This window comes from Pseudomonas sp. 91RF, assembly GCF_003576265.1.
GTDB classification, from domain to species: domain Bacteria; phylum Pseudomonadota; class Gammaproteobacteria; order Pseudomonadales; family Pseudomonadaceae; genus Aquipseudomonas; species Aquipseudomonas kribbensis.
This window is the reverse complement of record NZ_QWFC01000028.1, coordinates 20,735-43,824: the sequence shown is the minus strand read 5'-3', so window position 1 is coordinate 43,824 and position 23,090 is coordinate 20,735. Positions and strand designations below refer to the sequence as shown.

The following is a 23,090-nucleotide window of genomic DNA, read 5'->3' as shown; positions in this document are numbered from 1 at the left end:
ATTCAAATCTCACTGCTTGAAAGGAAAAAAGCATGGCCAAGTACAAAGGAATTCTGCTGGCGGGCGGCGCCGGTTCGCGTCTGCACCCGATCACCCTGGGCGTCTCGAAACAGTCGCTGCCGGTGTATGACAAACCGATGATCTACTACCCGCTGTCGGTGCTGATGCTGGCAGAGATCCGCGAGATCCTGATCATCTCCACCCCGGAAGATCTGCCGGGCTTCCAGCGCATGCTCGGCGACGGCAGCCAGTTGGGTCTGAGCCTCAGTTACGCGGTTCAGCCGAGCCCGGACGGCCTCGCCCAGGCGTTCATCATCGGTCGTGAGTTCGTCGGTGAAGACAACGTTTGTCTGGTGCTCGGCGACAACATTTTCTACGGCGCCGGTTTCGGTGAGACCTTGCTGCAAGCCGCGTCTCGCGACGAGGGCGCCACGGTGTTCGGCTACTACGTGGCCGACCCCGAGCGCTTTGGCGTGGTGGAATTCGATGCCGCCGGCAAGGCCCTGAGCATCTGCGAGAAACCGAGCGATCCGAAGTCCAACTACGCGGTCACCGGCCTGTATTTCTACGACAACGAAGTGCTGCAGATTGCCGCCGACATCAAGCCGTCGCCGCGTGGTGAGCTGGAAATTACCGACGTCAACAACGTCTACCTGCAACGTGGCAAGTTGAACGTGTCGGTGATGGGCCGTGGCATGGCCTGGCTCGATACCGGCACCCACGATGCGTTGATGGAAGCCGGTAATTTCGTGCAGGCCATCGAGAAGCGTCAGGGCCTGAAAATCGCCTGCCTCGAAGAGATCGCCTACAACAAGGGCTGGATCGACGATGCGCAGTTGCTGGTGCACGCGGGCAGCATGAGCAAGACCGGTTACGGTCAGTATCTGGCGCGGCTGATCAACGATGATGTGGTGGTTTCGATGGACGCGCAGCGCCCGCTGAAAGGCGCTGCCTGACCAAATGTGGGAGCGAGCCTGCTCGCGACAGCGGTAGTTCAGTCAACTTTATTGTTGAGTGTATTGCCGTCATCGCGAGCAGGCTCGCTCCCACAGTGTCAGTGGCCGGTCACGCTATCGAGTTGGGCAGCTTTGACCGTGGCGCTCGGTTCGGTCGACAGGGACTGCAAACGAGCCAGGCGATTGGCGTGAGTCGGCGCGTCGGCCGCCAGTGGCGAGCGGCGTTTGCGGGTTTCCTCACGCAGCACCGGCAAGACCTCCTTGCCGAACATGTCGAGTTGTTCCAGCACGGTCTTCAGCGGAATACCGCCGTGGTCGAACAGGAACAGCTGGCGCTGATAGTCGCCGAAGTGCTCGCGGAAGGTCAGGGTCTTGTCGATGATTTCCTGAGGGCTGCCAACCGCCAGCGGGGTCATCTCCATGAACTCTTCCAGGGATGGACCGCGACCATACACCGGCGCGTTATCGAAGTAAGGACGGAACTCCCGACGCGCATCCTGGGAGTTGCGGCGCATGAAGATGTGCCCGCCGAGGCCGACGATCGCCTGCTCCGGTGTGCCATGGCCGTAATGGGCAAAACGCGTGCGGTAGAACTCGACCAGCGCCATGAAATGTTCCCGGGGCCAGAGGATGTGGCTGGCGAAAAAGCCGTCGCCGTAATAGGCCGCCTGCTCGGCGATTTCCGGGGTGCGGATCGACCCGTGCCAGACGAAGGGCGGCAGGTCGTCCAGCGGTCGCGGGATCGATGTGAAGTGGTTCAGCGGCGTGCGAAAGCGTCCGCTCCAGTTGATGTCTTCCTCGCGCCAGAGCCGGTGCAGCAGGCGATAGTTTTCCATCGCCAGGGGCAGGGCGTCGGCGATGCTCTTGCCGAACCAGGGATAGACCGGCGCGGTGTTGCCACGGCCGAGCATCAGGTCCATGCGACCGCCGCAGAGGTTTTGCAGCAGCGAATATTCTTCGGCCAGACGCACAGGATCGTTGGTGCTGATCAGGGTGGTGGATGTCGAAAGAATGATGCGTCGGGTCTTCGCTGCAATGTACGCAAGCAGCGTGGTGGGAGAGGAGGTGATGAACGGGGGATTGTGGTGCTCGCCGGTGGCGAACACGTCCAGTCCGATGTCTTCGGCCTTCTGCGCAATTTGCAGGGTGGCCTGGATGCGCTCGGATTCACTGGGGGTACGGGCGTTGGTAGGGTCCTGTGTGACGTCGCCAACGGTGTAGATCCCGAATTGCATAAAGCCTCCTTGCCTTGGGTAAAGGTACGTTTGAAACCCTTGCCGCGAAGAATGAATCAACGTGGCACTTGAAATGTACGCCTGTACACGTACAATCGCAATCGTGGGTCATTTTACAAACGGATTTGAAGACCTCATCGAGAGAGGAGCGCGACATGGAACTGGGATTTATCGGTCTGGGCACGATGGGTGCGCCGATGGTGCTGAACCTGCTGAAGGCCGGGCATCGGGTGCGCGTGTGGAATCGCTCGTCGGCACCGCTTGAAGCACTGATCACTGCCGGTGCTGAAGCTGTCGACACCCCCGAGCTGGCAGCGCAGGCCGAGGTGCTGATTTCGATGCTCGGTGATGACTCGGCGATCCGCTCGGTGTTTCTCGACGCCAAGGCGCTGGATGGTCTGCCGGCCGGTAGCGTTCACATCAACATGTCCACTGTTTCCGTGGCACTGGCCCGGGAGCTGTCGGCACTGCATGAATCCCGCGGCGTCGGTTACGTCTCGGCTCCGGTACTGGGGCGAGTCGATGTGGCGGCCGCCGGCAATCTGAATATCCTCGCCTCCGGGCCTGCCGAAGCATTGGCCAGGGTGCAGCCGCTGTTCGATGTGCTGGGACGCAAGACCTGGCACTTCGGTGAGGCCGCAGACGTGGCGTGCGCCGCCAAACTGTCGGCCAACCTGATGGTCGCTTCGGCGATCGAATCCCTGGCCGAAGCCTCGACCCTGGCCGGTGGCTACGGCATCAGCCGTGCGGCATTCATCGACATGATCACCTCGACCCTGTTCCCCGTTCCGGTCTATCAGGGTTACGGCAAGCAGATGGCCGATGACACATTCGAGCCGGCCGGCTTCAAATTGTCGTTGGGATTGAAGGACGTCCGTCTGGTGCTGGAGGCCGGGGAGGCTGCCCAGGTACCGCTGCCGTTTGCCAGTGTGTTGAAGGACAACTTGCTGGACGGCATGGCCCATGGTCAGGCTGATCAGGATTGGGCATCGCTGTCGCGGGTCAGTGACCGGCGTGCCGGTGTGAAGTAATTAAAAGATTCGAACAACGTAACTTGTTTGCAAGTTACGTTGGTCTCTTGCGCCTTGCGTTATTGTCGGACAGCGATTGCACTTTCATAGGAAAGTGAAAGAAGTCTGATAATAGTGCTTGTCAAATGTACGACTGTAGACGTACATTTTTATCGGGGTTTAACAACAATAAAAGTTCGTCTGTTTTTTCGTCTGCTGATCGTAAATAAATAATAGCTAGGAGCCGTTATGAAAAATCTAATGCAATGGAACAGCCTTCCCTCCGAATCCAATGAATGGCTCGAGAAGGTGCGTGCACTGAATCCGCTGATTGTTCAGCACCGCGATTACAGCGAGCAGACCAATGCGACGCACAAGGATGTGATGTCCAAGTTCTTCAAGGACGGTTTTGGCCGTACGTCGGTGTCCCGAGCGTTCGGTGGCTCCCAGGTCGATATCCAGACCACCTCCGCGCTGGTGCTGGAATTTGCCCGGTACGACGCTTCGCTGTCCTGGCAACTGGCGGTTCAGGTGGCGATGGGGCGCCTCTCGGACTACCTGCCGGAAGCCACTTCCGAAGCGATCTATAACCACTGCGACGGTTTTGTGATCGGCGCCATCCACTCTGGCGGCGAAGCGCTGCCAATGGGTGATGACTATCTGCTGAGCGGCAAATGGGCGTTCGCCAGTGGCTCGGCCCACGCCGACTGGCTGGTCTGCACCGCCACCGTCAAAGGCACCGAAAACAACACCACCCCGGAAGTGCGGATGTTCTTCGTCCCAGCCAGCCAGTGCACCGTTCTGCCGACCTGGGACACCCTGGGCATGCGCGGTACCGGCAGCCATCACTTCCAGTGCTCGAACGTCATCGTCCACAAGTCGTACTCGCTGGACGTCGAAACCCTGAAGAAATCCCCCGAAGCGCGCAGCTCCCGGGCCTACGCCACCGGCTACTACGAGTTCGGCACCCTCGCGGCGATGTCCACCGTGCTGGGCGTGGCCCGGGCGGCGGTGGATCACTTCCGCAACGACCGTGCGGTCAACACCGACCCGGGTCTGGAAGGGGTGATTTTCGAGAAGACCGGTCGCGCCATCTCCTCGGTGCACACCGCGCAATTGCTGCTGGAAGATGCGATTCACCAGGTGATCAGCCGTGGTGAAACCATCGGCGAACCGGTCAGCGCCCGTGTCGGTCTGGCAGCCTCGGTGCTGACTGAAAACTCGGTCAATGCGGTCAATCAGCTCTACTCGATGGCAGGCTCCAAAGCCGTCTACAAGTCGCACTTCCTGGAGCGTTGCTTCCGCGATATTCATACCGGTTCGAAGCACTTCACCCTGTCGCCTTTGAACTTGCACGGTATCGGCAAGTATTACCTGGATAAAACCAACGTACTGGCCGCGGCGTAATAGCCGGTAAATAAAAAACGGGTGCGTTATCAGTGAATGTTCACAGGGATCAATAACGCACCCGTTTCAAGTTGCACCTTTATTTTCTTAAATCTCAAACTTTTGTGCTCGCAGCAAAGAGTCAAGGGAGTGCCACATGCTTGCTCGAAATATTATCAAGTCGCTGATCTTTATTGTTCTGGTGGTGGTTCTTTCCGCCGCGCTGGGCTGGCGTTTCTGGTCGCCGCCACCGGCCGCGGCCGAGCAACGGATCCCCAGCACCCGGGTCGGTCTGGCCGTGGTCAAGAAACAACCCTACACCTACTACCTCGAAGCCATCGGCAAACTCGAGGCGCAGCGTCAGGTGCTGGTCTCGGCCGAAGTCAGCGGCAAAGTGGTGGACATCGATTTCGAGTCCGGCGATGAAGTGAAGGCGGGGCAGGTGCTGCTCAAGCTCAACGATGCGCCGGAGCAAGGTGAACTGGTGCGCCTGAAAGGCGAGTACGAATCGGCCAAGGCGCAGTTTGCCCGGGTCCAGGAGCTGGCCAAGACCGGCGCCGAAAGCCGTCGCGCCTTCGACAGTGCCCGCGCTCAATACGACGCGGCCAAGGGCGACATGGAACGCATGCAGGCGCAGATCGCGCAACGGCACATTCGTGCGCCGTTCGCCGGCACCCTCGGCATTCGCCAGGCGCACCTTGGCCAATACCTGCAAGCCGGCAGCGCGGTGGCGACCCTGACGGATCCGGGCCTGCTGCGCGTCAACTTCACCCTCGCCGAGCGCGATGGCTCGCAAGTGCAACTGGGCCAGACCGTACAGGCCAAGGTCGATGCCTGGGGTGACGTGACCTTCGCCGGCAAGATCGTCGCGGTCGATCCGCAGATCAACCAGTCCCACACCATCAACGTGCAAGCGGTCATCACCGACACGCAAAAACGCCTGCGTCCCGGCATGTATGCACGGGTCTCGGTGACCCTGCCGCAGACCGCCGAGCTGCTGATCCCGGAAACCGCGATCACTTACAACGCCTACGGCGAGAGCGTGTTCTCGGTGTACACCGACGAGACCGGCGTGCAGAAGGTCAAGCGTGAAAGCATCAAGGTCGGCGAGCGTCGCAATGGCTGGGCGGTGGTCGACAAGGGCCTGATCGAAGGCGTGCAGGTGGTGACTTCCGGTCAGCTCAAGCTCCACGACGGTGTGGCGGTGGAAGGCGTGCCGGACACGATTGCTCTTAAACTCAGTGGGCTGGAAAAATGAATTTCACCGACCTCTTTCTTCGCCGCCCGGTGCTGGCCGTGGTGGTCAGCACGCTGATCCTGCTGTTCGGGGTGCGTGCGCTGATGAACCTGCCGATCCGCCAGTACCCGATGCTGGAAACGTCGACCATCACGGTCACCACCCAGTATCCCGGCGCCTCCTCGGAGCTGATGCAGGGCTTCGTCACCCAACCGATCAGCCAGGCCGTGGCCTCGGTCGAGGGCATCGACTATCTGTCGTCGGCCTCGACCCAGGGGCGCAGCCAGGTGACGATCCGCATGGCACTGAACAGTGACTCCATCGCGGCGCTGACCGAGGTCATGGCCAAGGTCAACCAGATCAAATACCGCTTGCCCAAGGACGCTTACGACCCGGTGGTGGAACGTACTTCCGGCGGTTTCACCAGCGTGGCCTACGTCGCGTTTGCCAGTTCCAACCTGACCATCCCGGAGATGTCCGACTACATCTCCCGTGTCGTCGAACCGATGTTCGCCGGCATCGAAGGCGTGGCCAAGATCAACATCATGGGCGAGCAGAAACTGTCCATGCGCCTGTGGCTCGATCCGCAGCGTCTGGCCGGTTACGGCATGACCGGGCAGGACGTTTCGGCGGCCATCGAAGGCAACAACTTCCAGGCGGCACCGGGTCAGGTCAAAGGCCTGTACGTGGTCAGCAACCTGCGGGTGAACACTGACCTGAACAGCGTCGAAGACTTCCGCGACATGGTGCTGCGCAACGATAACGGCCACATCATCCGTGTACGTGACGTCGGCACTGTGGAACTGAACGCAGCCTCCACCGACACCAGCGGCGCGATGAGCGACGTACCGGCGTTGTTCCTCGGTCTGGACGCGGCACCGACCGGCAACCCGTTGGTCATCGTCAAACGCGTGCGCGAATTGCTGCCGCAGCTCCAGGAAACCCTGCCACCGGGCGTGACCGTGCAGATCCCGTTCGAAGTGGCGCACTTCATTCAGTCGTCGATAGACGAGGTGAGCTACACCCTGCTCGAAGCTCTGGTGATCGTGGTGCTGGTGATTTACCTGTGCCTGGGCACGTTCCGCACTGTGCTGATTCCGCTGGTGACGATTCCGCTGTCGATGCTAGGCGCGGCGATGCTGATGCAGATGTTCGGCTTCAGCCTCAACCTGCTGACGCTGCTCGCCATGGTGCTCGCCATCGGGTTGGTGGTGGACGACGCCATCGTCGTGGTGGAAAACGTCCACCGTCACATCGAAGAGGGCAAGAGCCCGTTCGAAGCAGCGCTGATCGGCGCCCGGGAAGTGGCCGGGCCGGTGGTGGCGATGACTTTCACTCTGGCGGCGGTGTACGCGCCGATCGGTCTGATGGGCGGCCTCACCGGCACGCTGTTCAAGGAGTTCGCACTGACCCTGGCCGGCGCCGTGGTGATTTCCGGCATCGTCGCCCTGACCCTGTCGCCGATCATGAGTACCCGTCTGCTGGACGCGAAAACCAGCGAAGGCTTCATGGCGGTCAAGGCGGATCGTTTCTTCCAGTACCTGTCCCGTCGTTATGGCGCGCTGCTCGGCGGTTCGCTGTCGCGTCGCTGGATCAGCCTCAGCGTGGCGCTGGTGATCTTCTTCAGCCTGCCGTTCCTCTATCGCTCGGCGCAGACCGAACTGGCGCCGCTGGAAGACCAGAACATCCTGCTGACCGCGATCAAGGCACCGCAACACGCCAACCTGAATTACCTCGAGGCCTACGCCCACGAGCTGTACAAGACCTTCAACGAAATCCCCGAGGGCTACAGCAACTGGGTGGCGAACGGTTCCGACGGCCTGTCCAACAGCGTCGGCGGGATCAACCTGGTGGACTGGGAAAAACGTGGCCGCGATGCCAACACCATCCAGCCTGACCTGCAGGCACGGGTGAACCAGATCGAAGGCACGAGCATTTTCGTGTTTCAGATGCCGCCGCTGCCGGGCTCCACCGGTGGTCTGCCGGTGCAGATGGTGATCCGCAGCGATCAGGATTATCTGGCGCTGTACAACGTGATGGATCAGCTCAAGCAAGCGGCGCAGGCCAGCGGTCTGTTCGCGGTGGTCGACAGTGATCTGGACTTCAACAACCCGGTGGTGGAAATCCAGGTCGACCGCGCCAAGGCCAACGCCCTCGGCATCCGCATGCAGGACATCGGCGAGACGCTCAACAGCCTGATCGGCGAGAAGTACGTCAACCGGTTCTCGTTCCACGGTCGTTCCTATGACGTGATCCCGCAGTCGGTGTCGGCGGATCGCCTGACCCCGGAAACCCTGAAGCTGTATTACGTGAAGGACCAAAAGGGCAATCCGGTGCCGCTGTCGACGCTGGCTACCCTCAGCGTCAAGGTCGAGCCGAATCGCCTGACCCAGTTCAACCAGCAGAACTCCGCCACGTTCCAGGCCATTCCGGCACCGGGCGTGACCCTGGGTGATGCAGTGGGCTTCCTGCAGAAGCAATCGGAAGGTTTCCCGGCCGGCTTCAGTTTCGACTGGCAGTCCGACGCCCGCCAATACGTGCAGGAAGGCAACAGCCTGGCGTTCACCTTCGGCCTGGCCCTGGTGATTATCTACCTGGTGCTGAGCGTGCAATATGAGAGCTTCCGTGACCCGTTCATCATTCTGATCAGCGTGCCGCTGTCGATCTGCGGGGCTTTGGTGCCGCTGGCGCTGGGCATGACTTCGATGAACATCTACACCCAGATCGGCCTGATCACGCTGATCGGTCTGATCAGTAAGCACGGGATCCTGATGGTCGCGTTCGCCAACGAGTTGCAGCGCCAGCAAGGCATGGACCGCGTGCAAGCGATCCAGCACGCCGCGCAGGTGCGTCTGCGGCCGATCCTGATGACCACTGCAGCGATGGTGGTCGGCCTCGCGCCGCTGTTGTTCGCCAGCGGTGCCGGCGCCAACAGCCGCTTCGGCCTGGGCCTGGTGATTGTGGTGGGGATGCTGATCGGCACCTTGTTCACCCTGTTCATTCTGCCGTCGGTGTACACGCTGCTCAGTTCGATCAAGCAACCGAGCCACGCACCCGAAGCCGAACCGGCCGGTGTGCCGCAACCCATCCTGTGAGGACGTGACATGTATTCGATTACACGTTTGATGCTGGCGCCCCTGGCGGCGTCCATCCTGTTGGCGGCGGGTTGTGTGAACTACGCCGGGATCGATCATCAGGGCAAATTGCTGGTGGTCGGCGATGCGCCATCCGACAGCCTGAAAGACAAGTTGCCACCGGCCCAATGGCCCCGTGCGGACTGGTGGACATCGCTGGGTGATCCGCGTCTGGGCGCGTTGATCGAAGAGGCGTATGCCAGCAACCCGGACTTGCAGGAAGTCGCTGCCCGGGTCGCCAAGGCCAACGCCTTTCTCGACCTGCGCGATGCCGAGCGTTACCCGGAAATGGACGCGTCGGCGGGTGTCACTCGCGGTCGGCTGTCGCGCTTCGAGGACTACAGCGGCGAGGGTGAAAAGTACTTCACCGCACGCAATCTGGCGGTGAATTTCAGCTACACCTTCGACCTCTGGGGCGGCCAGCGTGCCGCCTGGGAATCGGCGCTCAACAGCGCGAGAGCGGCGGAAGTCGATCTGCAATCGTCGCGACTGATTCTGGCGGTCAACGTGGCCAAGGCCTACAACCAGCTGGCGTATGCCTGGCAGGTGTCGGAGCTGAATCAGCGCGATCTGGAACGCTTGAGCAAACTGGTGGAACTGACGGATTCGCGCTACGGCTCGGGGCTCGACAACCTGTCGCAACTCAAGCAGGTGCAGAGCCTCAAGGCGCGTTCGGAATCGACGCTGATCGGCGCCAACGAAGACATCGAAATCGCCCGGCTGCAATTGTCGGCGCTGATCGGCAAGGGCGTCGATCGTGCGCACACACTCGAGCGGCCATCGAATCTGCAAGCCAGCGTGGTGGCTTTGCCGGCGCAGTTGCCAGCCCAGTTGCTTGGCCGTCGTCCTGATATCGTCGCTGCGCGCTGGCGGGTGGAGGCCGAGACCAAAAACGTCGCGGCGGTGAAGACCACGTTCTACCCGAATATCAACCTGGTGGCGGCGGCAGGTTCCCATGCCTTGATCGGTGATGCGATGTTCGCCGGGGTCAGCAAATTCTGGAACGTGGCGCCGACGGTGTCGCTGCCGATCTTCGATGCCGGGCGTCTGCGCTCGGATCTGAAGGCCGGCAATGCCGAGCTCGACAGCTCCATCGCCCAGTACAACCGGGTGTTGAATTCGGCGCTGCATGAGGTGGCGATTTCGGTGACGCAGCTGCGTTCTTTCGAGCAGCAGATCGTCGTGCAGCGCGATGCCTGTTCGATTGCCCAGTCGTCTTACGATCTGTCGCAGTCGCGCTACAAGGCCGGGGAAGACACGTTCCTCGATGCGCTGAACATCGAGCAACAATTGATTCAGGACGAAATGCGCCTGGCCTTCCTCAACAGCAAGCACATCGACAGCTCGGTTTCGTTGATGGCAGCGCTGGGCGGCGGGTTCCAGGCCCCCGCGCTGGAGACGGCACAGAGCAGTGCTCTGTAGTGTTTTCCGGGACGCCGCCTTCGGGGCGGCTGTCGCGGGAAAAAAGCATCTTGTGTATAGTCTTACTGTTCTCGTATAGACGAATACAAGACGGATTTTTCCCGCCTATATCATCAAGGGTACCTACCTATGAACGTCCCGAATCATCCCAATCAGGATCAGATCCTTCTGGAAAATGTGCTGAACGCATTGGGAAGCCCGCTACGCCTGACCGTGTTGAAAGTGTTGTCCGATGGCCAGGAACATCCATGCGGCCGGATCCTCAAGGGCGCATCGAAGTCGACCATGACCCACCACTGGCGGGTTCTGCGTGACAGCGGTCTGATTTGGCAACGCCCCTACGGTCGGGAAAACCTGCTGTCCTTGCGTCGTGAAGACATGGACGTGCGTTTCCCTGGCCTGCTCGACTCGCTGCTGTCGGCGGTCAAGACCGATGAACAGACCATCAGCGTGATCAGCAAACACGAAGTGACCGAAGAAAACGGAACCGAGTGACAGACACCGCCGGTGAAGGGTTGGCCTTCCACGGCAACCAATCAATTCACCATCACCAGGAAGGTGTGTGCGGGTATGGATACAAGTCATTACTGGTCGTCGCGACCCCTGTCGGATTTGACCGGCTCCGAGCATCACTGGCTGTTTTTGCCCGGGGCCCTGACCCCGCGTCTGAAAGCCATGGGCGACTATTCAATTGAAGTGGTCGAGCAGTCCCATGGCCCGCTCAATCCAGAAGAAGCGCAAGCGCTGAACGTGCCGCCGATGACCATCGGCTGGGTGCGCGAGGTGGTGATGAAACTGGATGGCGAGGCCTGCGTCACTGCGCGCAGCCTGACCAGCGTGCCGGCGCTGAACGGCGACTGGGCGGATCTGAACGGCTACGGTCATCGACCGCTGGCCGAAATTCTCTACACCTCGGAGCAGACGCTGCGCGAGCCCTTCCAGTGCGCCGTGCTGCCCCCCGGCGCACCGTTGGCGGCGCTGTCCCAGCGCTACGCGCCGCAGGCCAAACGTCTGCTGGCCCGGCGTTCGCGCTTCACCCGCAATGGCTCGGCGCTGCTGGTCAGCGAGTGCTTCCTGCCGGCGTTCTGGGCCCGGGTCGAGTACGCTCAGGCGCGCAAATCGGCCTGACAAAATAAAACCTGCGGGAGCGAGCGCCCGCAGGTTTTATTTCGCCGGTTTTTCAGAGCCGGATGACCGCTTCGATCTGCTTGATTGCCGGCGTCAGCGCCTGCGCCAGTTCCTCGGCTTTCGAGGTCGGGCGCATGGTTCGGGATGAACGCAAAAACAGAGGATCATCGAACCGCTTGCGCAGCCGTGCCAGCGATCCACTGATGGCGGGTTGTTTGACGTGCAGGCGCTCGGCCGTGCGTGACACGCTGCGTTCGCGGAACAGCACCAGGAAAATGATGATCAGGTTCAGGTCGATATCCGCGAAGTTGTCTTCATTGAATAGCATGGTTACATCCCTGTCATGACCCGCCGGCTGGCGTCAGCCGAGGCCGGCGGGTGTCTGGATCACTGCTCGGGTGCCAGGCGCAGTTCGTCGTTCAGACGGTAGTAACTGCGGTTGAAATAGACCAGGCCTTCCGTGGCCTCGCTGTGTTGCTGCAGCTCGAGGATTTCACAGTAGAAAATGCTGTGAGTGCCAACCTCGTCGACCTTGCTGACCCGGCAATCGAGGCTGACCAGCGCTTCTTCGATCACTGGCGAACCGGTCTTCAATGTCTGGCAGTTCACGCTGGAAAAACGCTCCTGCATGCTTAACTGCCGATTGGCGAATGCCCCTGATGTCGACTGGTGATCGCCGGTCAGGACGTTCACGCACAGCACGCCATTGGTCTTGAAATGCTCGTGATTGGACGACGAGCGATTGACGCACACCAGCAGCGTCGGCGGTGAATCCGTCACGCTGCACACCGCCGACGCGGTAAAGCCGAAACGCCCCGCAGGGCCATCGGTCGTGACGATGGTGACGGCACTCCCCAGCATCGCCATTGCATTACGAAACTCCGTTGAATCAACCATCGCGTCACCTCATTCCATGTAGGTTTAATGGAGCCGATCCGTTCTTCCTTGTCCGTTGTCGTTGTGCGAAAACGGGTATCGGGCAACACGTTCGCTCTGGCGATATAGTACGTATGTATTCGTACCTTGAAAACTATTCCGTGTGCTTATTTTGCAGTCGGTACGCTCGACAGGCATTGCTGTTGCGCGTGTTCAAGGCTGGCCTCCAGCGCGCTCAGTTGCTCTTGCTGTCGGGTGAGTGTGAGGAGTTGCGCTGCGATCTCCTGCTGCTTGCCGGCAATCGCGCGGCGGGCCTTTTCGTAGGGCGACAATTCTGGTTGGCCGGCAAAAATCGCCTGCAATTCCCTGAGGCGAAAACCCAGCGCCTGCGCGCATTTGATAAAGCTCAGCAGCTCGACTGTCTGCGGATCGTAAACCCGGTATTTGCCCTGGCGCCGGGCCTCGGGCAGCAGGCCGATCGACTCGTAATGGCGGATGGTCTTGATCGTGGTTCCCGAACGTTGTGCGGCCTGGCCGATGTACATGTGCAAATCCCTTTTCTCCGTCAGCGGGCATGCGCACAAATAGCGGAAAACTCAATGGCGGGCAATCGATCCGGCCTGCTTCAGCCAGGTTTCACGCTGATGGTCGCTGGCGCCGAGCACTGGTCCGAAGGTCAGCGTCCGGCGGGGTTCGATACCGCAGAACGCCAGTGTGTTCTTGCGCACCTCGTGCAGGCCGGGCATGCGATAGATCCAGCGGTAATACCAGGGCGGCGTGTCCATGGTCACCAGCAAATGGGCGCTGCGACCGCGCAGGAGTTTGTCGGGAAACGCTTTGCCCTGGCGGTATTTGAAAGCGAAACCGGGTAGCAGGACCCGGTCGAAAAAACCTTTGAGCAGCGCCGGAATCCCGCCCCACCAGATCGGGTACACCAGCGTCAGGTGTTCGGCCCACAGGATGTCGGCCTGGGCCTGGAGCAGATCCGGTTCAAGGGCCTGAACCTGGCGGTATCCTTCCCGCAGGATCGGGTCGAAATCGATCTGGCCGAGGGACAGTTGCCGCACCTCGTGCCCGGCCTCGCTGGCTGATTCCAAGTAACGTCCGGCCAGTGCCGCACAAAAACTTTCGCTGGATGGATGGCCGAGAATCAACAAAATCCGCTTGCCCATCATGACTGCCCCTGAGGAAGAAACCCCAAGGGTAAAGTCTGCCCCTCAGGGCAGAGTCAAGGCGTCGAGCAACGCGCGGGCATAGGCGGGGAGGGCGGCGAAGTTGCGGGCGCACAGCAACAGTTTGCGCCTGGCCCACGCTTCATTCATCGGCAGGGTCTTGAAGGTTTGCGGCGCGGCACGCTGAACCGCCGCCAGCGGCACGATACCCAGACCGGCACCCCGAGCGACCATGCGCATCACGCCGTCGAAGCCATCGGCGCGGATACGGATCTGCATCCGCGAGCCGCTGTGCAGGGCCTGTTCTTCCAGGTACACCGCCAGCGCGCTGTCGGCATGCAGACCGACGAAGTCATGGCGCAGGGCGTCGCTGAAACTGACTTCAGTCGCGTCAGACAGCGGATGTTCCAGCGGCAGAATCAGCACCAGCGGATCATCGCGAAAGGCTCGGGTCTGCAAGTCGGTGGTGTCGATCGCGTCGGACACAATGCCCAGATCCGCCGCCCCCTGGCGCAAGGCATGGGTGATGCGGGCGCTGGGCCATTCCTGCAAATCAATGTCGAGATTGGGATGCTCACGCAGGAAATCCGCCAGCACCTCCGGCAGGTATTCGCTGAGTGCCGTGGTGTTGCACAGCAGACGCACCTGGCCTTTGACGCCCCGGGCGTATTCGGCCAGATCCTGTTGCAGGCGTTCGGCCTGTTGCAACAACACACGCGCATGTTGCGCCAACGCTTTACCGGCTGGTGTCGGCGTAACGCCACGGCGCCCGCGCTCCAGAAACTCGGTGCCCAGCGACGCCTCCATGGCCCGGATCCGCGCACTGGCCGCCGCCAGCGACAGATGACTGCGCGCGGCGCCGGCGGTGATGTTGCCGCTGTCGAGGATGTGCAGGTACAGGCGCAGGTCTGTGAGGTCGAAGTGCATGGCGGGTGACTCTTGCTGAAAGAGAGGCTGCCTCAGTGTATGACAGATTTTCAGTTCATCCGCGCAGGCGCACAGTATCGCCATGAACGCACTCGCAGATTTCTATCAGAACCTCGGTCTGGCCCTGTCTTTGCTGGTGCTGATGACCTTCGTCCTCGCCGGTCTGGTGAAAGGCGTGATCGGCCTCGGCCTGCCCACTGTCGCCATGGGCTTGCTCGGTCTGGCTATGGTGCCGTCGCAGGCTGCGGCGTTGCTGATCATTCCGGCGACCTTGACCAACATCTGGCAACTGGCGTTCGGCGGGCATTTGCGCGGGCTGGTGAAACGGCTGTGGCCGATGCTGCTGGCGATCTTTCTCGGCACGGCCATCGGCACGTTGTGGATCGGCATGGCGGGTGGGCATTGGGTGGTGCGCGGGCTCGGCGCGGCGTTGTTGCTCTATGCGCTGAGCGGATTGTTCCTGCCGACGCAGAGTGTCAGTCGCCGCCATGAGGCGTGGCTGGGGCCGCTGTGTGGGGTGATCACCGGCGTCATCACTTCGGCCACCGGTGTATTCGTGATTCCGGCGGTACCGTATCTGCAGGCACTGGGTTTGAGCCGCGATGAACTGGTGCAGGCGCTGGGCCTGTCCTTCACCGTATCGACCCTGGCGCTGGCCGGTGGATTGCTCTGGCGCGGGTCACTCGGCGGCGCGGAATTGAGCGCTTCGCTGCTGGCGCTGATCCCGGCGATGCTTGGCATGCTGCTCGGGCAATGGCTGCGTCAGCGCATCAGCGCCGTGCTGTTCAAGCGCGTTTTCTTCATCGGTCTGGGCGCGCTCGGCGCCCATATCTTGATCAGCGGCTAGCGGACGAATCGCTGAGCATCTCGATCGGGCGGATGTCGAAATCCCGCTCCAGATACTCCATGCGCTGCGCGAGAAACTGCTGCATGTGCGGCAGGTTCGAGTGCACGTCCAGATGCGCCTGGCTTTCCCAGATCTCGTAGAAGATGAACAGGGTCGGGTCTTCCTTGTCGCGCAGCATGTGGTACTCGATGCAGCCGGGTTCTGCGCGGCTCGGCTCGACGTACGCGCGGAAAAACGCTTCGAAGGCCTCGGCTTTTTCCGGGCGGGTCTTGGCGTGCAGGATGAAACCCTGGCGTTCGCTCATCGCAAAAAACTCCTCAGATTCAGATGGCGGCCAATCCTACGGCAACAATCTGCACTCGATTCGTGCGTTTTACTCAAATGAATTTTGCGCAACCGCGGCTTATTCCGCGCGAGGCGCATCGTTAATCTGCCGCCATCCAATTTCTCCCCTTGTCCATCCGGCGCTTTGCGCTGTGCATCGGCATCCGATCGAGGCTGTCTCATGAAAAAAGTACTGTTGCTCAACGGCGGCAAAAAATTCGCCCACTCCGACGGTCGCTACAACACCACCCTGCACGAAGCGGCGCTGAGCGTGCTGGATCGCGGCGGTGTCGACGTCAAGACCACCTTCATTGACGAGGGTTACGACATCGCCGAAGAAGTCGCCAAATTCCTCTGGGCCGACGTGATCATTTATCAGATGCCGGGCTGGTGGATGGGCGCGCCGTGGACCGTGAAAAAGTACATCGACGAAGTCTTCACCGAAGGCCACGGCAGCCTGTACGCCAGCGATGGCCGCACCCGTTCCGACTCCTCGCAGAAGTACGGCAGCGGCGGTCTGATCCAGGGCAAGCAATACATGCTGTCGCTGACCTGGAACGCTCCGCAGCAGGCGTTCGATGATCCGACTGACTTCTTCGAAGCCAAAGGTGTGGACGCTGTTTACTTCCCGTTCCACAAGGCTAACCAGTTCCTCGGCATGACCGGCCTGCCGACCTTCCTCTGTGTGGACGTGATGAAACGCCCGAACATCGAAGCCGACGTGGCGCGTTACGAGCAGCATCTGAGCGAGGTGTTTGGCCTCAAGGCCTGACGCTCGGCTACTATCGAAGGCCTGAGCCTGTGCAGCAGGCCTTTCGATTCGAGGACACCCGTGAAAGCCAGATCCGATGAGTTGCAGATTTTCGTCTGCGTGATCGAATGCGGTTCGATTTCCGCCGCCGCCGAGCAGGTCGGGCAGACGCCGTCGGCGGTCAGCCGCACGCTGTCGCGGCTGGAAGCCAAGCTCGACACCACGCTGATCAACCGCACCACACGACGCATGGACCTGACCGAGGAGGGCAAGTATTTCTTCGAACAGGCCAAGCTGATCCTCGACCAGATGGATCAACTCGAAGAGCGTCTTTCTTCACGTCAACAGACGCCATCAGGACGGCTGCGCATCAACGCCGCCTCGCCGTTCATGCTCCACGCCATCGTGCCGTACATCGACGAATTCCGGCGTCTGTACCCGGACATTCAGCTCGAACTCAACAGCAACGACCTGATCATTGACCTGCTGGAACAAAGCACCGACGTCGCCATTCGCATCGGCACCCTTGCCGATTCGACGTTGCATGCCCGGTCGCTGGGCTGCAGTCCGTTGCTGATTGTCGCCAGTCCTGCCTATCTGGAAAAACACGGTGCGCCGCTCCAGGTTGCCGATCTGAGCGAACACACCTTGCTCGGCTTCACCCAGAACGAAGGCCTCAACCAGTGGCCGCTGCGTTACGTGCACGGCGACCGTTGGCCGATCACCCCGGCGATCAGCGCCTCCAGCGGTGAGACGGTCCGGCATCTGGCGCTGGAAGGGCAGGGCATCGCCTGCCTCTCGCATTTCATGACCATCGACGACATCCGTGCCGGGCGCCTCAAGGTGTTGCTGGCGGAATTCAACAGCGGTTATCGCCAGCCGATCAACGCGGTGTACTACCGCAACTCGCAGCTGGCGCTGCGCATCCAGTGCTTCCTGGATTTCATCCAGAGCAAACTGGCGGCTTACGCCAGCGCCGATTTCAAGGGCTGATTCGTGCCCCCTGCGCAACAGTGATTTGGTTGTGGGCGGGTTTTTCCACCGGCCCCGGCGGTCGATACTCGCTGCATCACTTATTCACGCAGGGAGTTTCTCCATGAACGTATTCGTTACCGGCGCTGCCGGTTTTATCGGCGGCTCCATCGCCACCGGTCTGGTCCAGGCCGGCCACACCGTCACCGGTCTGGTGCGCAGCGCTGAACAGGCCAATGAGCTGAAAGCACTGGGCATCACCCCGGTGATCGGCACCCTTGACGACAAGGCACTGCTGACCGAACAGGCTCGCGCCGCCGACGCGGTGATCAACGCTGCCAGCAGCGACCACCGCGGCGCGGTCGAAGCCTTGCTCGATGCCCTGCGCGGCTCGAACAAAGTGTTCCTGCACACCAGCGGTTCGAGCATCGTCGGCGATGCCTCGGGCGGCAAATCCAGCGACGTCATCTACTTCGAAGACAACCTGCCGGAGCCGACTGTCGACAAAGTCGCACGGGTGGCCATCGACAACCTGATCCTCGCGGCAGCGAAGGATGGCGTGAACTCGGCCGTCATCTGCAACACCCTGATCTACGGCCACAGCCTGGGTGTCAATCGCGACAGCGTGCAACTGCCGCGCCTGCTGAAACAGGCACGCAAAAGCGGCGTAGTGCGTCACGTCGGTACTGGCCAGAACATCTGGTCCAACGTGCACATCGAAGACGTGGTGGCGCTGTACCTGCTGGCCCTGACCAAGAACGTCCCGGGTACGTTCTACTTCGTCGAAAGCGGCGAAGCGTCGTTCATCGATATGACCACCGCCATGGCCCAGGCCCTGAATCTGAGCGAACCGCAGGACTGGCCGCTGAAAGACGCCGAAGCCGAGTGGGGCTACGAAATGGCCAACTACGGCCTCGGCTCCAACAGCCGGGTACGCGGCAAACACGCCCGCGAACTGCTGGGCTGGGCGCCGAAGCGTACGTCGGTGGTTGATTGGATTCGCAACGAAATGGTGTGAGCCCACACACCACACTTGAACCTGTGGGAGCCAACTGGCTCCCACAGGTTTTTTTTATGCCCCGGAAAAGAAGGACAGAGTGTCGAGGCTCATCGAAACGTTCAGACATTTCCTACTAGTCTGATCCCCGCACAGACATGGCCAACGCAACTGGCCGGTTTGTAGGATAGCGGGCACCCACTGGTTGTCTGGCCATGAGGCCGGGTCGGTGGGTAACGCCCGTGGAATTTTTCTGCAAAAAGGAATTTGCGATGGCAATACGCACCTCTGCTGCCTGCACGTAAAGGCATATCCCGGGCGAACCAGACGACTTCGCCTCCTCACGGTTCATGACACGGCGCCAAGCGCCCTGGCCGGAGCATTGCGCTCTTCGGTCACGGGCAAACTCATCCGCGAAATTGGCAAGAACAAGGAGTAGTTATGGTCATTTTGGGCATTACCAATAACGATTTGTCGGGCGCTTGCCTGGTACGCGATGGTCAGATTCTCTCGGCAGTCAGCGAAGAGCGTTTCACCCGGATCAAGGACCACAAGATCTGGCCCGCCAAATCCATCGAGTTTGTGTTGAGCCAGGCTGGCGTGTCGCTGGAAGATCTCGACTACGTGGCTTACGGATGGAATGCCGGTTTCAACGCCGATAAACACCTGGAGCTGTATTTCGACCGGATTGTCGAAGAGGTCCGGAACAACGCCGAAGGCCTGGCGCAGTTCCGCCAGCGTGTCACCGATGAGGTCCGCAACGACAAAGAGAAGCGCGCCGAATTCGACCAGTACATTTTCGCCAATGGCCTGGCCGGCAAGGCGTATTACATCGATCACCATGAATGCCATGCCCTTGGTGCTTATGTCTGCTCGCCGTTCGATGAAGCCTTGACCCTGACCTGTGACGGGCGCGGTGACTTCCAGTCCTTGACCGTGACCTGGTACAGCCCGACCGAAACCACGGTGTTGCAACGCGAAACCAGCATCGACAGCCTGGGTTACTTCTACGGCCGGATCACCCATTTGCTGGGCTACAAACCCAACCGGCATGAAGGCAAGGTCACGGGCCTGGCCGCGTTCGGCGATCCGCAGAAGCTGCTGGGGGTGATGCAGCAGATGATCCGTTTCGAAGACGGGCGCATCAAGGCGAGTTGCGGCGACCTGTTCGTGCCGTCCTACAACAACTACAGCGAATCACTGGAAACCCTGTTCTCCCGGGAAACCCCCGAGGACATCGCCGCCGCCGTGCAGCGCCATTCCGAAGACTTGCTGGTGGCGGTCGTCAAACATCATCTGGAACAACGCGGCAGCACCAACCTGTGCCTGGCCGGCGGCGTGTTTGGCAACGTCAAACTCAACCAGCGCCTGCGCGAGATTCCCGGGGTGAAAAACGTCTACGTGCTGCCATGCATGGGCGATGGCGGGCTGGCACTGGCGGCGGCTGTCGGGGCGGCGTATCTGGAGAACGGTACCCGCTTCAAGAACCCGGTAATGACCCTCGGCCCGGAGGCGCGCAGCGTTTCGCAGAACATCAACCTGATCCATCGCGACTATCCCGAGCTCGGTTATCACACCCCGTCGAACATCATCGACGTGCTGACCGACGCACTGATGGAAAACCAGGTGCTGGGCATGTTCAAGGGCAAGATGGAGTTCGGCCCGCGCTCACTGTGCAACCGCAGCATCGTCTATCACGCGCAGGATAGCGAAGTGAACGACTGGCTGAACAAACGCATGCACCGCACCGAGTTCATGCCGTTCGGCCCGGTCACCGCCATTGAACAGGCCGCGGCCTGCTACGTCGGCTGGGATGAGGGTCAAGTCGCGGCAGACACCATGACCATGACCTACGATTGTCATCCGCAGTTCAGCGAGGCCAGTCCGGCAGTCGTGCACATCGACGGCACGGCGCGGCCGCAGATCATTCGCCCGGAGCGCGATGGGTTCATGCATCGCCTGCTGAATGCCTGGCATGAGCGAACCGGTCAGGCTGCGTTGATCAACACTTCGTTCAACCGACACGAAGAGCCGATCGTGTGCTCACCACAGGATGCACTGGATGCGCTGAAAGAAGGGATGGTCGATCTGGTGGTGATGAGTGAGTCGTTGATTGTCTGGCGTAAAGGCAAAAACAGCTTCACCCAGCAACGCTTCGAATAACGGAAGGATGGTTACAGGGCTCCGCTGGAGCCCTGCTCAGGAGTATCGAGCGTATGGTTGATTCATGTATCTGATCTTTTTCGGGTTCTTTGCGGCAGAAGGGATCATCTATCCGTTCTGGCCGACCTGGCTGAATACGCTGGGTTTCAGCGCCAGCCAGATTGGCTTGCTGATCGCGGCGGTCTATTGGCCCCAGGTGGTGACCGGAGTGTTGATCACCTACGTGGCCGACTGGCGCGTGGACCAGCTTCGGCTCGCGGCTTTTCTCGGTTTCTCGGCAGCGTTGTGTACGTTGCTGTTCTATTTCATGCCGGTGCACCTGTGGGGATTCGTGTGCCTGAGCATTCTGTTCGGCGGGCTGTGGATGGTGGTGTTGCCGCTGTCCGAGTCCTATCTGCTCAAGCGTGACAAACAAGCCCTGCAGAACTATGGCTGGGTGCGCGCGGTGGGCTCTTCGGCCTTTATCCTGACATCGACCCTTGGCGGCCTGCTGTTTGCGCAGTACAGCCAGTCGTGGGTGCCGGTGGTGATTGCCGCGTGCATGTTGCTCACCGCGCTGGCGTGCCTGTGGCTGAAGCGTCAGGTCACGCTGGCGCCTCTGCAACCACCCGGGCGTGTGACGAAACGCCCCGACTGGAAGGCGCTGTTTGCCCAGAAAGGCCTGCTGATCGCGATTGCCGCCGCCAGTTTCATTCAGCTGAGTCACACCCTGTACTTTTCCACGGCGTCGATCGGCTGGGGCGTGAAGGGCTACTCTTCAACCGCCATCGGGGTGTTCTGGTCAGTGGCGGTGATTGCGGAAATCACTTATTTCGCGTTCTCCAACAAAGTCCTGTCGTTCTGTTCGCCGTTGTCCATCGTGATGTTTTCCAGTGTCTGCGCGGCGGCGCGCTGGGCGCTGTTTTCCGACAGCGATGCGGTGCCGGTGATCCTGTTGGGGCAATGCCTGCACGCCTTGAGTTTTGCGGCGTATCACTCGGCAATCATGCGCTGCATTCGTGACCATGCCCCGGCGGATATCCAGGTGTTTACCCAGGGGGTCTATTACTCGCTGGCAGTTGCCTTGCCAATGGGTCTGGCCACACCCTTTGCCGGGTATCTGTACGAGACGCAGCCACAATGGTCCTGGTATGTCATGGCGCTGTTTGCCTTGATGGGGACCGTGCTGGCATTCATTGCTCACCAGAAAATGCGAAGTGCAACCGATGACACAACGAACGTTTACAGCCGTCTGCTTTGATATGGATGGCGTGCTGATCCAGTCGCGCCAGGTCATCGAACGGGCCTGGACCACGGTGGCGCGCCAGTACGGTGTGACGGTCGATCAGGCCTTCATCGACGACCACATTCATGGCCGCCCGGGCGGTTACACCCTGCAGACGCTGTTTGGTCAGTTCGACGAACAGCAGCGTGTGGTGATCAAGCAGGAAGTCGATGCCATCGAAGAGGTTTCGATCTGCGCGCTGGTGCCGGGCGTTGCTGCGTTCATCGCCCGATTGAATGGGCGCGTGCCGCTGGCGTTGGTGACCAGCAGCTGGCGAGCGCGAGTCGACCACGTTTTGCAACAACATGACCTGACGTCGGTTTTCGACTGCATCATCTGCCGCGACGATGTGCGCAGCGGCAAACCGGCTCCCGATCCCTATCGCCTGGCCGCCTCGCGACTGGAGCGTCAGAGCGATGAATGCCTGGTCTTCGAAGACTCTGTCAGCGGTGTGCAGTCGGCGGTCAGCAGCGGCGCGTTGTGTATCGGTATCGGCGACGACCCGACGCTGAGTGCTCACGGAGCACTGCGTACGTACGCGGATTTCACGGCGCTCCCGGTTTCCCAGGGCGGGGTGGATGCACACCTCTATGCTGACGGTGGATTGTTTATCAGCGGGCAGGTTGCCCAGAGGTTCGCACGCTCATGACACCGACCTTGCGACACGCGACCGTCCTGTGGAATTTCCTCGGAGCAGGGCGCCAGCACAGCGATTGTGAGCTGATCGTGGTGTGCGGTTCCTACGATCTTCGGGTCTGTGATTACGCCTGTCAGTTGCTGAAAAAAGGCGTCGCCCCGCATCTGTTGTTTACTGGCAATACCGGCAACTGGACGAAGCATTTGTGGGAACGCACCGAAGCCGATATTTTTGCGCAACGGGCCATGATTCAAGGTGTTTCGCCGGATCAGTTCACCCTCGAATCCCGCGCCACCAACTTCGCCGAGAACATCGCGTTTGCCAGGGAGTTGTTCCCGGACGTGCGCCGGGCGACGTTCCTGACCAAGCCGAATTCGATCCGGCGTGTGGCGCTGACTTTGCCCGTTCAATGGCCAGGGCTTGAGGCCTGGGTGGATGCGCCGTCGTTCGGTTTTCCGGGGGAGGTCAGCAATCTGATCGGGGTCCTGGGGCTGATCGACGAAATGGTCGGGGATATCCACCGGATCATGGTTTACCCTTCGCTGGGCTTTCAGGCCGAGCAGGTGATTCCCGAGGACGTCGAGGTAGCCTGGCGCTACCTGATCGAACAAGGATTCGATCACCATTTGATCAAAGGCAGACACTGACGCCG

General features: G+C 60.6%; 23 protein-coding genes. 16 read left to right on the top strand and 7 right to left on the bottom strand.

The features are described 5' to 3' along the window. The first annotated feature begins 32 nt into the window (after nucleotides 1–32). Nucleotides 33–956 (top strand): glucose-1-phosphate thymidylyltransferase RfbA, encoded by a 924-nt coding sequence (gene rfbA, locus DXT77_RS14480; RefSeq protein ID WP_085734075.1) that lies wholly within the window; start codon nucleotides 33–35, stop codon nucleotides 954–956. Nucleotides 957–1,054: 98 nt separating this feature from the next. Here rfbA and DXT77_RS14475 read toward each other — a convergent pair whose 3' ends face one another. Then, entirely contained in the window at nucleotides 1,055–2,191 is a 1,137-nt protein-coding gene (locus DXT77_RS14475; protein ID WP_119428093.1) for an LLM class flavin-dependent oxidoreductase, read from the bottom strand. Nucleotides 2,192–2,205: 14 nt separating this feature from the next. Here DXT77_RS14475 and DXT77_RS14470 point away from each other — a divergent pair, with 14 nt between their 5' ends. The 7 genes from DXT77_RS14470 (at nucleotide 2,206) to DXT77_RS14440 (ending at nucleotide 11,508) form a co-directional block, all read left to right on the top strand. Then, nucleotides 2,206–3,222 carry an NAD(P)-dependent oxidoreductase gene (locus DXT77_RS14470; RefSeq protein ID WP_305955966.1) on the top strand — a complete coding sequence of 339 codons (1,017 nt, stop codon included), beginning with the start codon at nucleotides 2,206–2,208 and terminating at the stop codon, nucleotides 3,220–3,222. 228 nt (nucleotides 3,223–3,450) lie between these two features. Next, on the top strand, nucleotides 3,451–4,608 hold the full coding sequence (locus tag DXT77_RS14465; protein WP_119428091.1) for an oxidoreductase: 1,158 nt from the start codon (nucleotides 3,451–3,453) through the stop codon (nucleotides 4,606–4,608). Nucleotides 4,609–4,744: 136 nt separating this feature from the next. After that, nucleotides 4,745–5,845: an efflux RND transporter periplasmic adaptor subunit gene (locus tag DXT77_RS14460; RefSeq protein WP_085713201.1), complete on the top strand. Its 1,101-nt coding sequence runs from the start codon at nucleotides 4,745–4,747 to the stop codon at nucleotides 5,843–5,845. Beyond that, nucleotides 5,842–8,919 carry a MexW/MexI family multidrug efflux RND transporter permease subunit gene (locus tag DXT77_RS14455; protein ID WP_119428090.1) on the top strand — a complete coding sequence of 1,026 codons (3,078 nt, stop codon included), beginning with the start codon at nucleotides 5,842–5,844 and terminating at the stop codon, nucleotides 8,917–8,919. Before DXT77_RS14460 ends, DXT77_RS14455 begins: the two co-directional genes overlap by 4 nt. Nucleotides 8,920–8,928: 9 nt before the next feature. Beyond that, nucleotides 8,929–10,380, top strand: a complete 1,452-nt coding sequence (locus DXT77_RS14450; protein ID WP_119428089.1) for an efflux transporter outer membrane subunit — start codon at nucleotides 8,929–8,931, stop codon at nucleotides 10,378–10,380. A gap of 129 nt (nucleotides 10,381–10,509) precedes the next feature. After that, the gene (locus tag DXT77_RS14445) at nucleotides 10,510–10,875 is read left to right on the top strand and encodes a helix-turn-helix transcriptional regulator (RefSeq protein WP_085713204.1); all 366 of its coding nucleotides are present in this window, start codon (nucleotides 10,510–10,512) and stop codon (nucleotides 10,873–10,875) included. 75 nt (nucleotides 10,876–10,950) lie between these two features. Then, a complete protein-coding gene (locus tag DXT77_RS14440; protein WP_119428088.1) occupies nucleotides 10,951–11,508 on the top strand; it encodes a chorismate lyase in 558 nt (185 codons plus the stop codon). Between the two features lie 52 nt (nucleotides 11,509–11,560). On the opposite strand, the gene DXT77_RS14435 is transcribed toward DXT77_RS14440, so the two are convergent. The 5 genes from DXT77_RS14435 to DXT77_RS14415 form a co-directional block, all read right to left on the bottom strand. Then, nucleotides 11,561–11,836, bottom strand: coding sequence for a LysR family transcriptional regulator (locus DXT77_RS14435; RefSeq protein ID WP_085713206.1), 276 nt, complete (start codon nucleotides 11,834–11,836; stop codon nucleotides 11,561–11,563). Nucleotides 11,837–11,895: 59 nt separating this feature from the next. Further along, the gene (locus DXT77_RS14430) at nucleotides 11,896–12,405 is read right to left on the bottom strand and encodes a flavin reductase (RefSeq protein WP_007953834.1); all 510 of its coding nucleotides are present in this window, start codon (nucleotides 12,403–12,405) and stop codon (nucleotides 11,896–11,898) included. 146 nt (nucleotides 12,406–12,551) lie between these two features. Further along, nucleotides 12,552–12,929, bottom strand: a complete 378-nt coding sequence (locus tag DXT77_RS14425; RefSeq protein ID WP_119428087.1) for a MerR family transcriptional regulator — start codon at nucleotides 12,927–12,929, stop codon at nucleotides 12,552–12,554. Between the two features lie 51 nt (nucleotides 12,930–12,980). Then, nucleotides 12,981–13,559 (bottom strand): NAD(P)H-dependent oxidoreductase, encoded by a 579-nt coding sequence (locus tag DXT77_RS14420; protein WP_178083468.1) that lies wholly within the window; start codon nucleotides 13,557–13,559, stop codon nucleotides 12,981–12,983. A gap of 42 nt (nucleotides 13,560–13,601) precedes the next feature. Further along, nucleotides 13,602–14,483: a LysR substrate-binding domain-containing protein gene (locus DXT77_RS14415; protein ID WP_119428086.1), complete on the bottom strand. Its 882-nt coding sequence runs from the start codon at nucleotides 14,481–14,483 to the stop codon at nucleotides 13,602–13,604. An 82-nt stretch (nucleotides 14,484–14,565) separates the two neighbouring features. On the opposite strand from DXT77_RS14415, the gene DXT77_RS14410 reads away from it, so the two are divergent. Then, complete coding sequence (locus DXT77_RS14410; protein WP_119428085.1) at nucleotides 14,566–15,330, top strand: sulfite exporter TauE/SafE family protein; 765 nt, start codon at nucleotides 14,566–14,568, stop codon at nucleotides 15,328–15,330. Here DXT77_RS14410 and DXT77_RS14405 read toward each other — a convergent pair. Beyond that, nucleotides 15,320–15,634, bottom strand: a complete 315-nt coding sequence (locus DXT77_RS14405; protein ID WP_114881344.1) for a putative quinol monooxygenase — start codon at nucleotides 15,632–15,634, stop codon at nucleotides 15,320–15,322. The two genes, DXT77_RS14410 and DXT77_RS14405, sit on opposite strands and share 11 nt — an antisense overlap. Before the next feature lie 201 nt (nucleotides 15,635–15,835). Between DXT77_RS14405 and DXT77_RS14400 the strand changes: the two genes are divergently transcribed. From DXT77_RS14400 to DXT77_RS14370, 7 genes are all read left to right on the top strand, one after another. Further along, nucleotides 15,836–16,426 carry an NAD(P)H-dependent oxidoreductase gene (locus DXT77_RS14400; RefSeq protein WP_119428084.1) on the top strand — a complete coding sequence of 197 codons (591 nt, stop codon included), beginning with the start codon at nucleotides 15,836–15,838 and terminating at the stop codon, nucleotides 16,424–16,426. Nucleotides 16,427–16,486: 60 nt separating this feature from the next. Continuing rightward, nucleotides 16,487–17,398, top strand: a complete 912-nt coding sequence (locus DXT77_RS14395) for a LysR family transcriptional regulator (RefSeq protein ID WP_007953823.1) — start codon at nucleotides 16,487–16,489, stop codon at nucleotides 17,396–17,398. Between the two features lie 103 nt (nucleotides 17,399–17,501). Then, the gene (locus DXT77_RS14390) at nucleotides 17,502–18,395 is read left to right on the top strand and encodes an NAD-dependent epimerase/dehydratase family protein (protein ID WP_119428083.1); all 894 of its coding nucleotides are present in this window, start codon (nucleotides 17,502–17,504) and stop codon (nucleotides 18,393–18,395) included. 420 nt (nucleotides 18,396–18,815) lie between these two features. Beyond that, nucleotides 18,816–20,537 (top strand): carbamoyltransferase C-terminal domain-containing protein, encoded by a 1,722-nt coding sequence (locus DXT77_RS14385; RefSeq protein WP_119428082.1) that lies wholly within the window; start codon nucleotides 18,816–18,818, stop codon nucleotides 20,535–20,537. 64 nt (nucleotides 20,538–20,601) lie between these two features. Continuing rightward, nucleotides 20,602–21,777: an MFS transporter gene (locus tag DXT77_RS14380; protein WP_119428081.1), complete on the top strand. Its 1,176-nt coding sequence runs from the start codon at nucleotides 20,602–20,604 to the stop codon at nucleotides 21,775–21,777. Beyond that, nucleotides 21,743–22,450, top strand: a complete 708-nt coding sequence (locus DXT77_RS14375; RefSeq protein ID WP_119428080.1) for an HAD family phosphatase — start codon at nucleotides 21,743–21,745, stop codon at nucleotides 22,448–22,450. Before DXT77_RS14380 ends, DXT77_RS14375 begins: the two co-directional genes overlap by 35 nt. After that, complete coding sequence (locus tag DXT77_RS14370; protein ID WP_119428079.1) at nucleotides 22,447–23,085, top strand: YdcF family protein; 639 nt, start codon at nucleotides 22,447–22,449, stop codon at nucleotides 23,083–23,085. Before DXT77_RS14375 ends, DXT77_RS14370 begins: the two co-directional genes overlap by 4 nt. Nucleotides 23,086–23,090: the final 5 nt, after the last annotated feature.

What these genes read in the sequence shown, in the direction of transcription:
- DXT77_RS14380 (WP_119428081.1), top strand. Translation starts at nt 20,602, where the DNA reads ATGTATCTGATCTTTTTCGGGTTCTTTGCGGCAGAAGGGATCATCTAT.
- DXT77_RS14410 (WP_119428085.1), top strand. Translation starts at nt 14,566, where the DNA reads ATGAACGCACTCGCAGATTTCTATCAGAACCTCGGTCTGGCCCTGTCT.
- DXT77_RS14370 (WP_119428079.1), top strand. Translation starts at nt 22,447, where the DNA reads ATGACACCGACCTTGCGACACGCGACCGTCCTGTGGAATTTCCTCGGA.
- DXT77_RS14400 (WP_119428084.1), top strand. Translation starts at nt 15,836, where the DNA reads ATGAAAAAAGTACTGTTGCTCAACGGCGGCAAAAAATTCGCCCACTCC.
- rfbA (WP_085734075.1), top strand. Translation starts at nt 33, where the DNA reads ATGGCCAAGTACAAAGGAATTCTGCTGGCGGGCGGCGCCGGTTCGCGT.
- DXT77_RS14405 (WP_114881344.1), bottom strand. Translation starts at nt 15,634, where the DNA reads ATGAGCGAACGCCAGGGTTTCATCCTGCACGCCAAGACCCGCCCGGAA.
- DXT77_RS14455 (WP_119428090.1), top strand. Translation starts at nt 5,842, where the DNA reads ATGAATTTCACCGACCTCTTTCTTCGCCGCCCGGTGCTGGCCGTGGTG.
- DXT77_RS14390 (WP_119428083.1), top strand. Translation starts at nt 17,502, where the DNA reads ATGAACGTATTCGTTACCGGCGCTGCCGGTTTTATCGGCGGCTCCATC.
- DXT77_RS14445 (WP_085713204.1), top strand. Translation starts at nt 10,510, where the DNA reads ATGAACGTCCCGAATCATCCCAATCAGGATCAGATCCTTCTGGAAAAT.
- DXT77_RS14375 (WP_119428080.1), top strand. Translation starts at nt 21,743, where the DNA reads ATGACACAACGAACGTTTACAGCCGTCTGCTTTGATATGGATGGCGTG.
- DXT77_RS14465 (WP_119428091.1), top strand. Translation starts at nt 3,451, where the DNA reads ATGAAAAATCTAATGCAATGGAACAGCCTTCCCTCCGAATCCAATGAA.
- DXT77_RS14415 (WP_119428086.1), bottom strand. Translation starts at nt 14,483, where the DNA reads ATGCACTTCGACCTCACAGACCTGCGCCTGTACCTGCACATCCTCGAC.
- DXT77_RS14385 (WP_119428082.1), top strand. Translation starts at nt 18,816, where the DNA reads ATGGTCATTTTGGGCATTACCAATAACGATTTGTCGGGCGCTTGCCTG.
- DXT77_RS14425 (WP_119428087.1), bottom strand. Translation starts at nt 12,929, where the DNA reads ATGTACATCGGCCAGGCCGCACAACGTTCGGGAACCACGATCAAGACC.
- DXT77_RS14450 (WP_119428089.1), top strand. Translation starts at nt 8,929, where the DNA reads ATGTATTCGATTACACGTTTGATGCTGGCGCCCCTGGCGGCGTCCATC.
- DXT77_RS14435 (WP_085713206.1), bottom strand. Translation starts at nt 11,836, where the DNA reads ATGCTATTCAATGAAGACAACTTCGCGGATATCGACCTGAACCTGATC.
- DXT77_RS14475 (WP_119428093.1), bottom strand. Translation starts at nt 2,191, where the DNA reads ATGCAATTCGGGATCTACACCGTTGGCGACGTCACACAGGACCCTACC.
- DXT77_RS14420 (WP_178083468.1), bottom strand. Translation starts at nt 13,559, where the DNA reads ATGATGGGCAAGCGGATTTTGTTGATTCTCGGCCATCCATCCAGCGAA.
- DXT77_RS14430 (WP_007953834.1), bottom strand. Translation starts at nt 12,405, where the DNA reads ATGGTTGATTCAACGGAGTTTCGTAATGCAATGGCGATGCTGGGGAGT.
- DXT77_RS14440 (WP_119428088.1), top strand. Translation starts at nt 10,951, where the DNA reads ATGGATACAAGTCATTACTGGTCGTCGCGACCCCTGTCGGATTTGACC.
- DXT77_RS14460 (WP_085713201.1), top strand. Translation starts at nt 4,745, where the DNA reads ATGCTTGCTCGAAATATTATCAAGTCGCTGATCTTTATTGTTCTGGTG.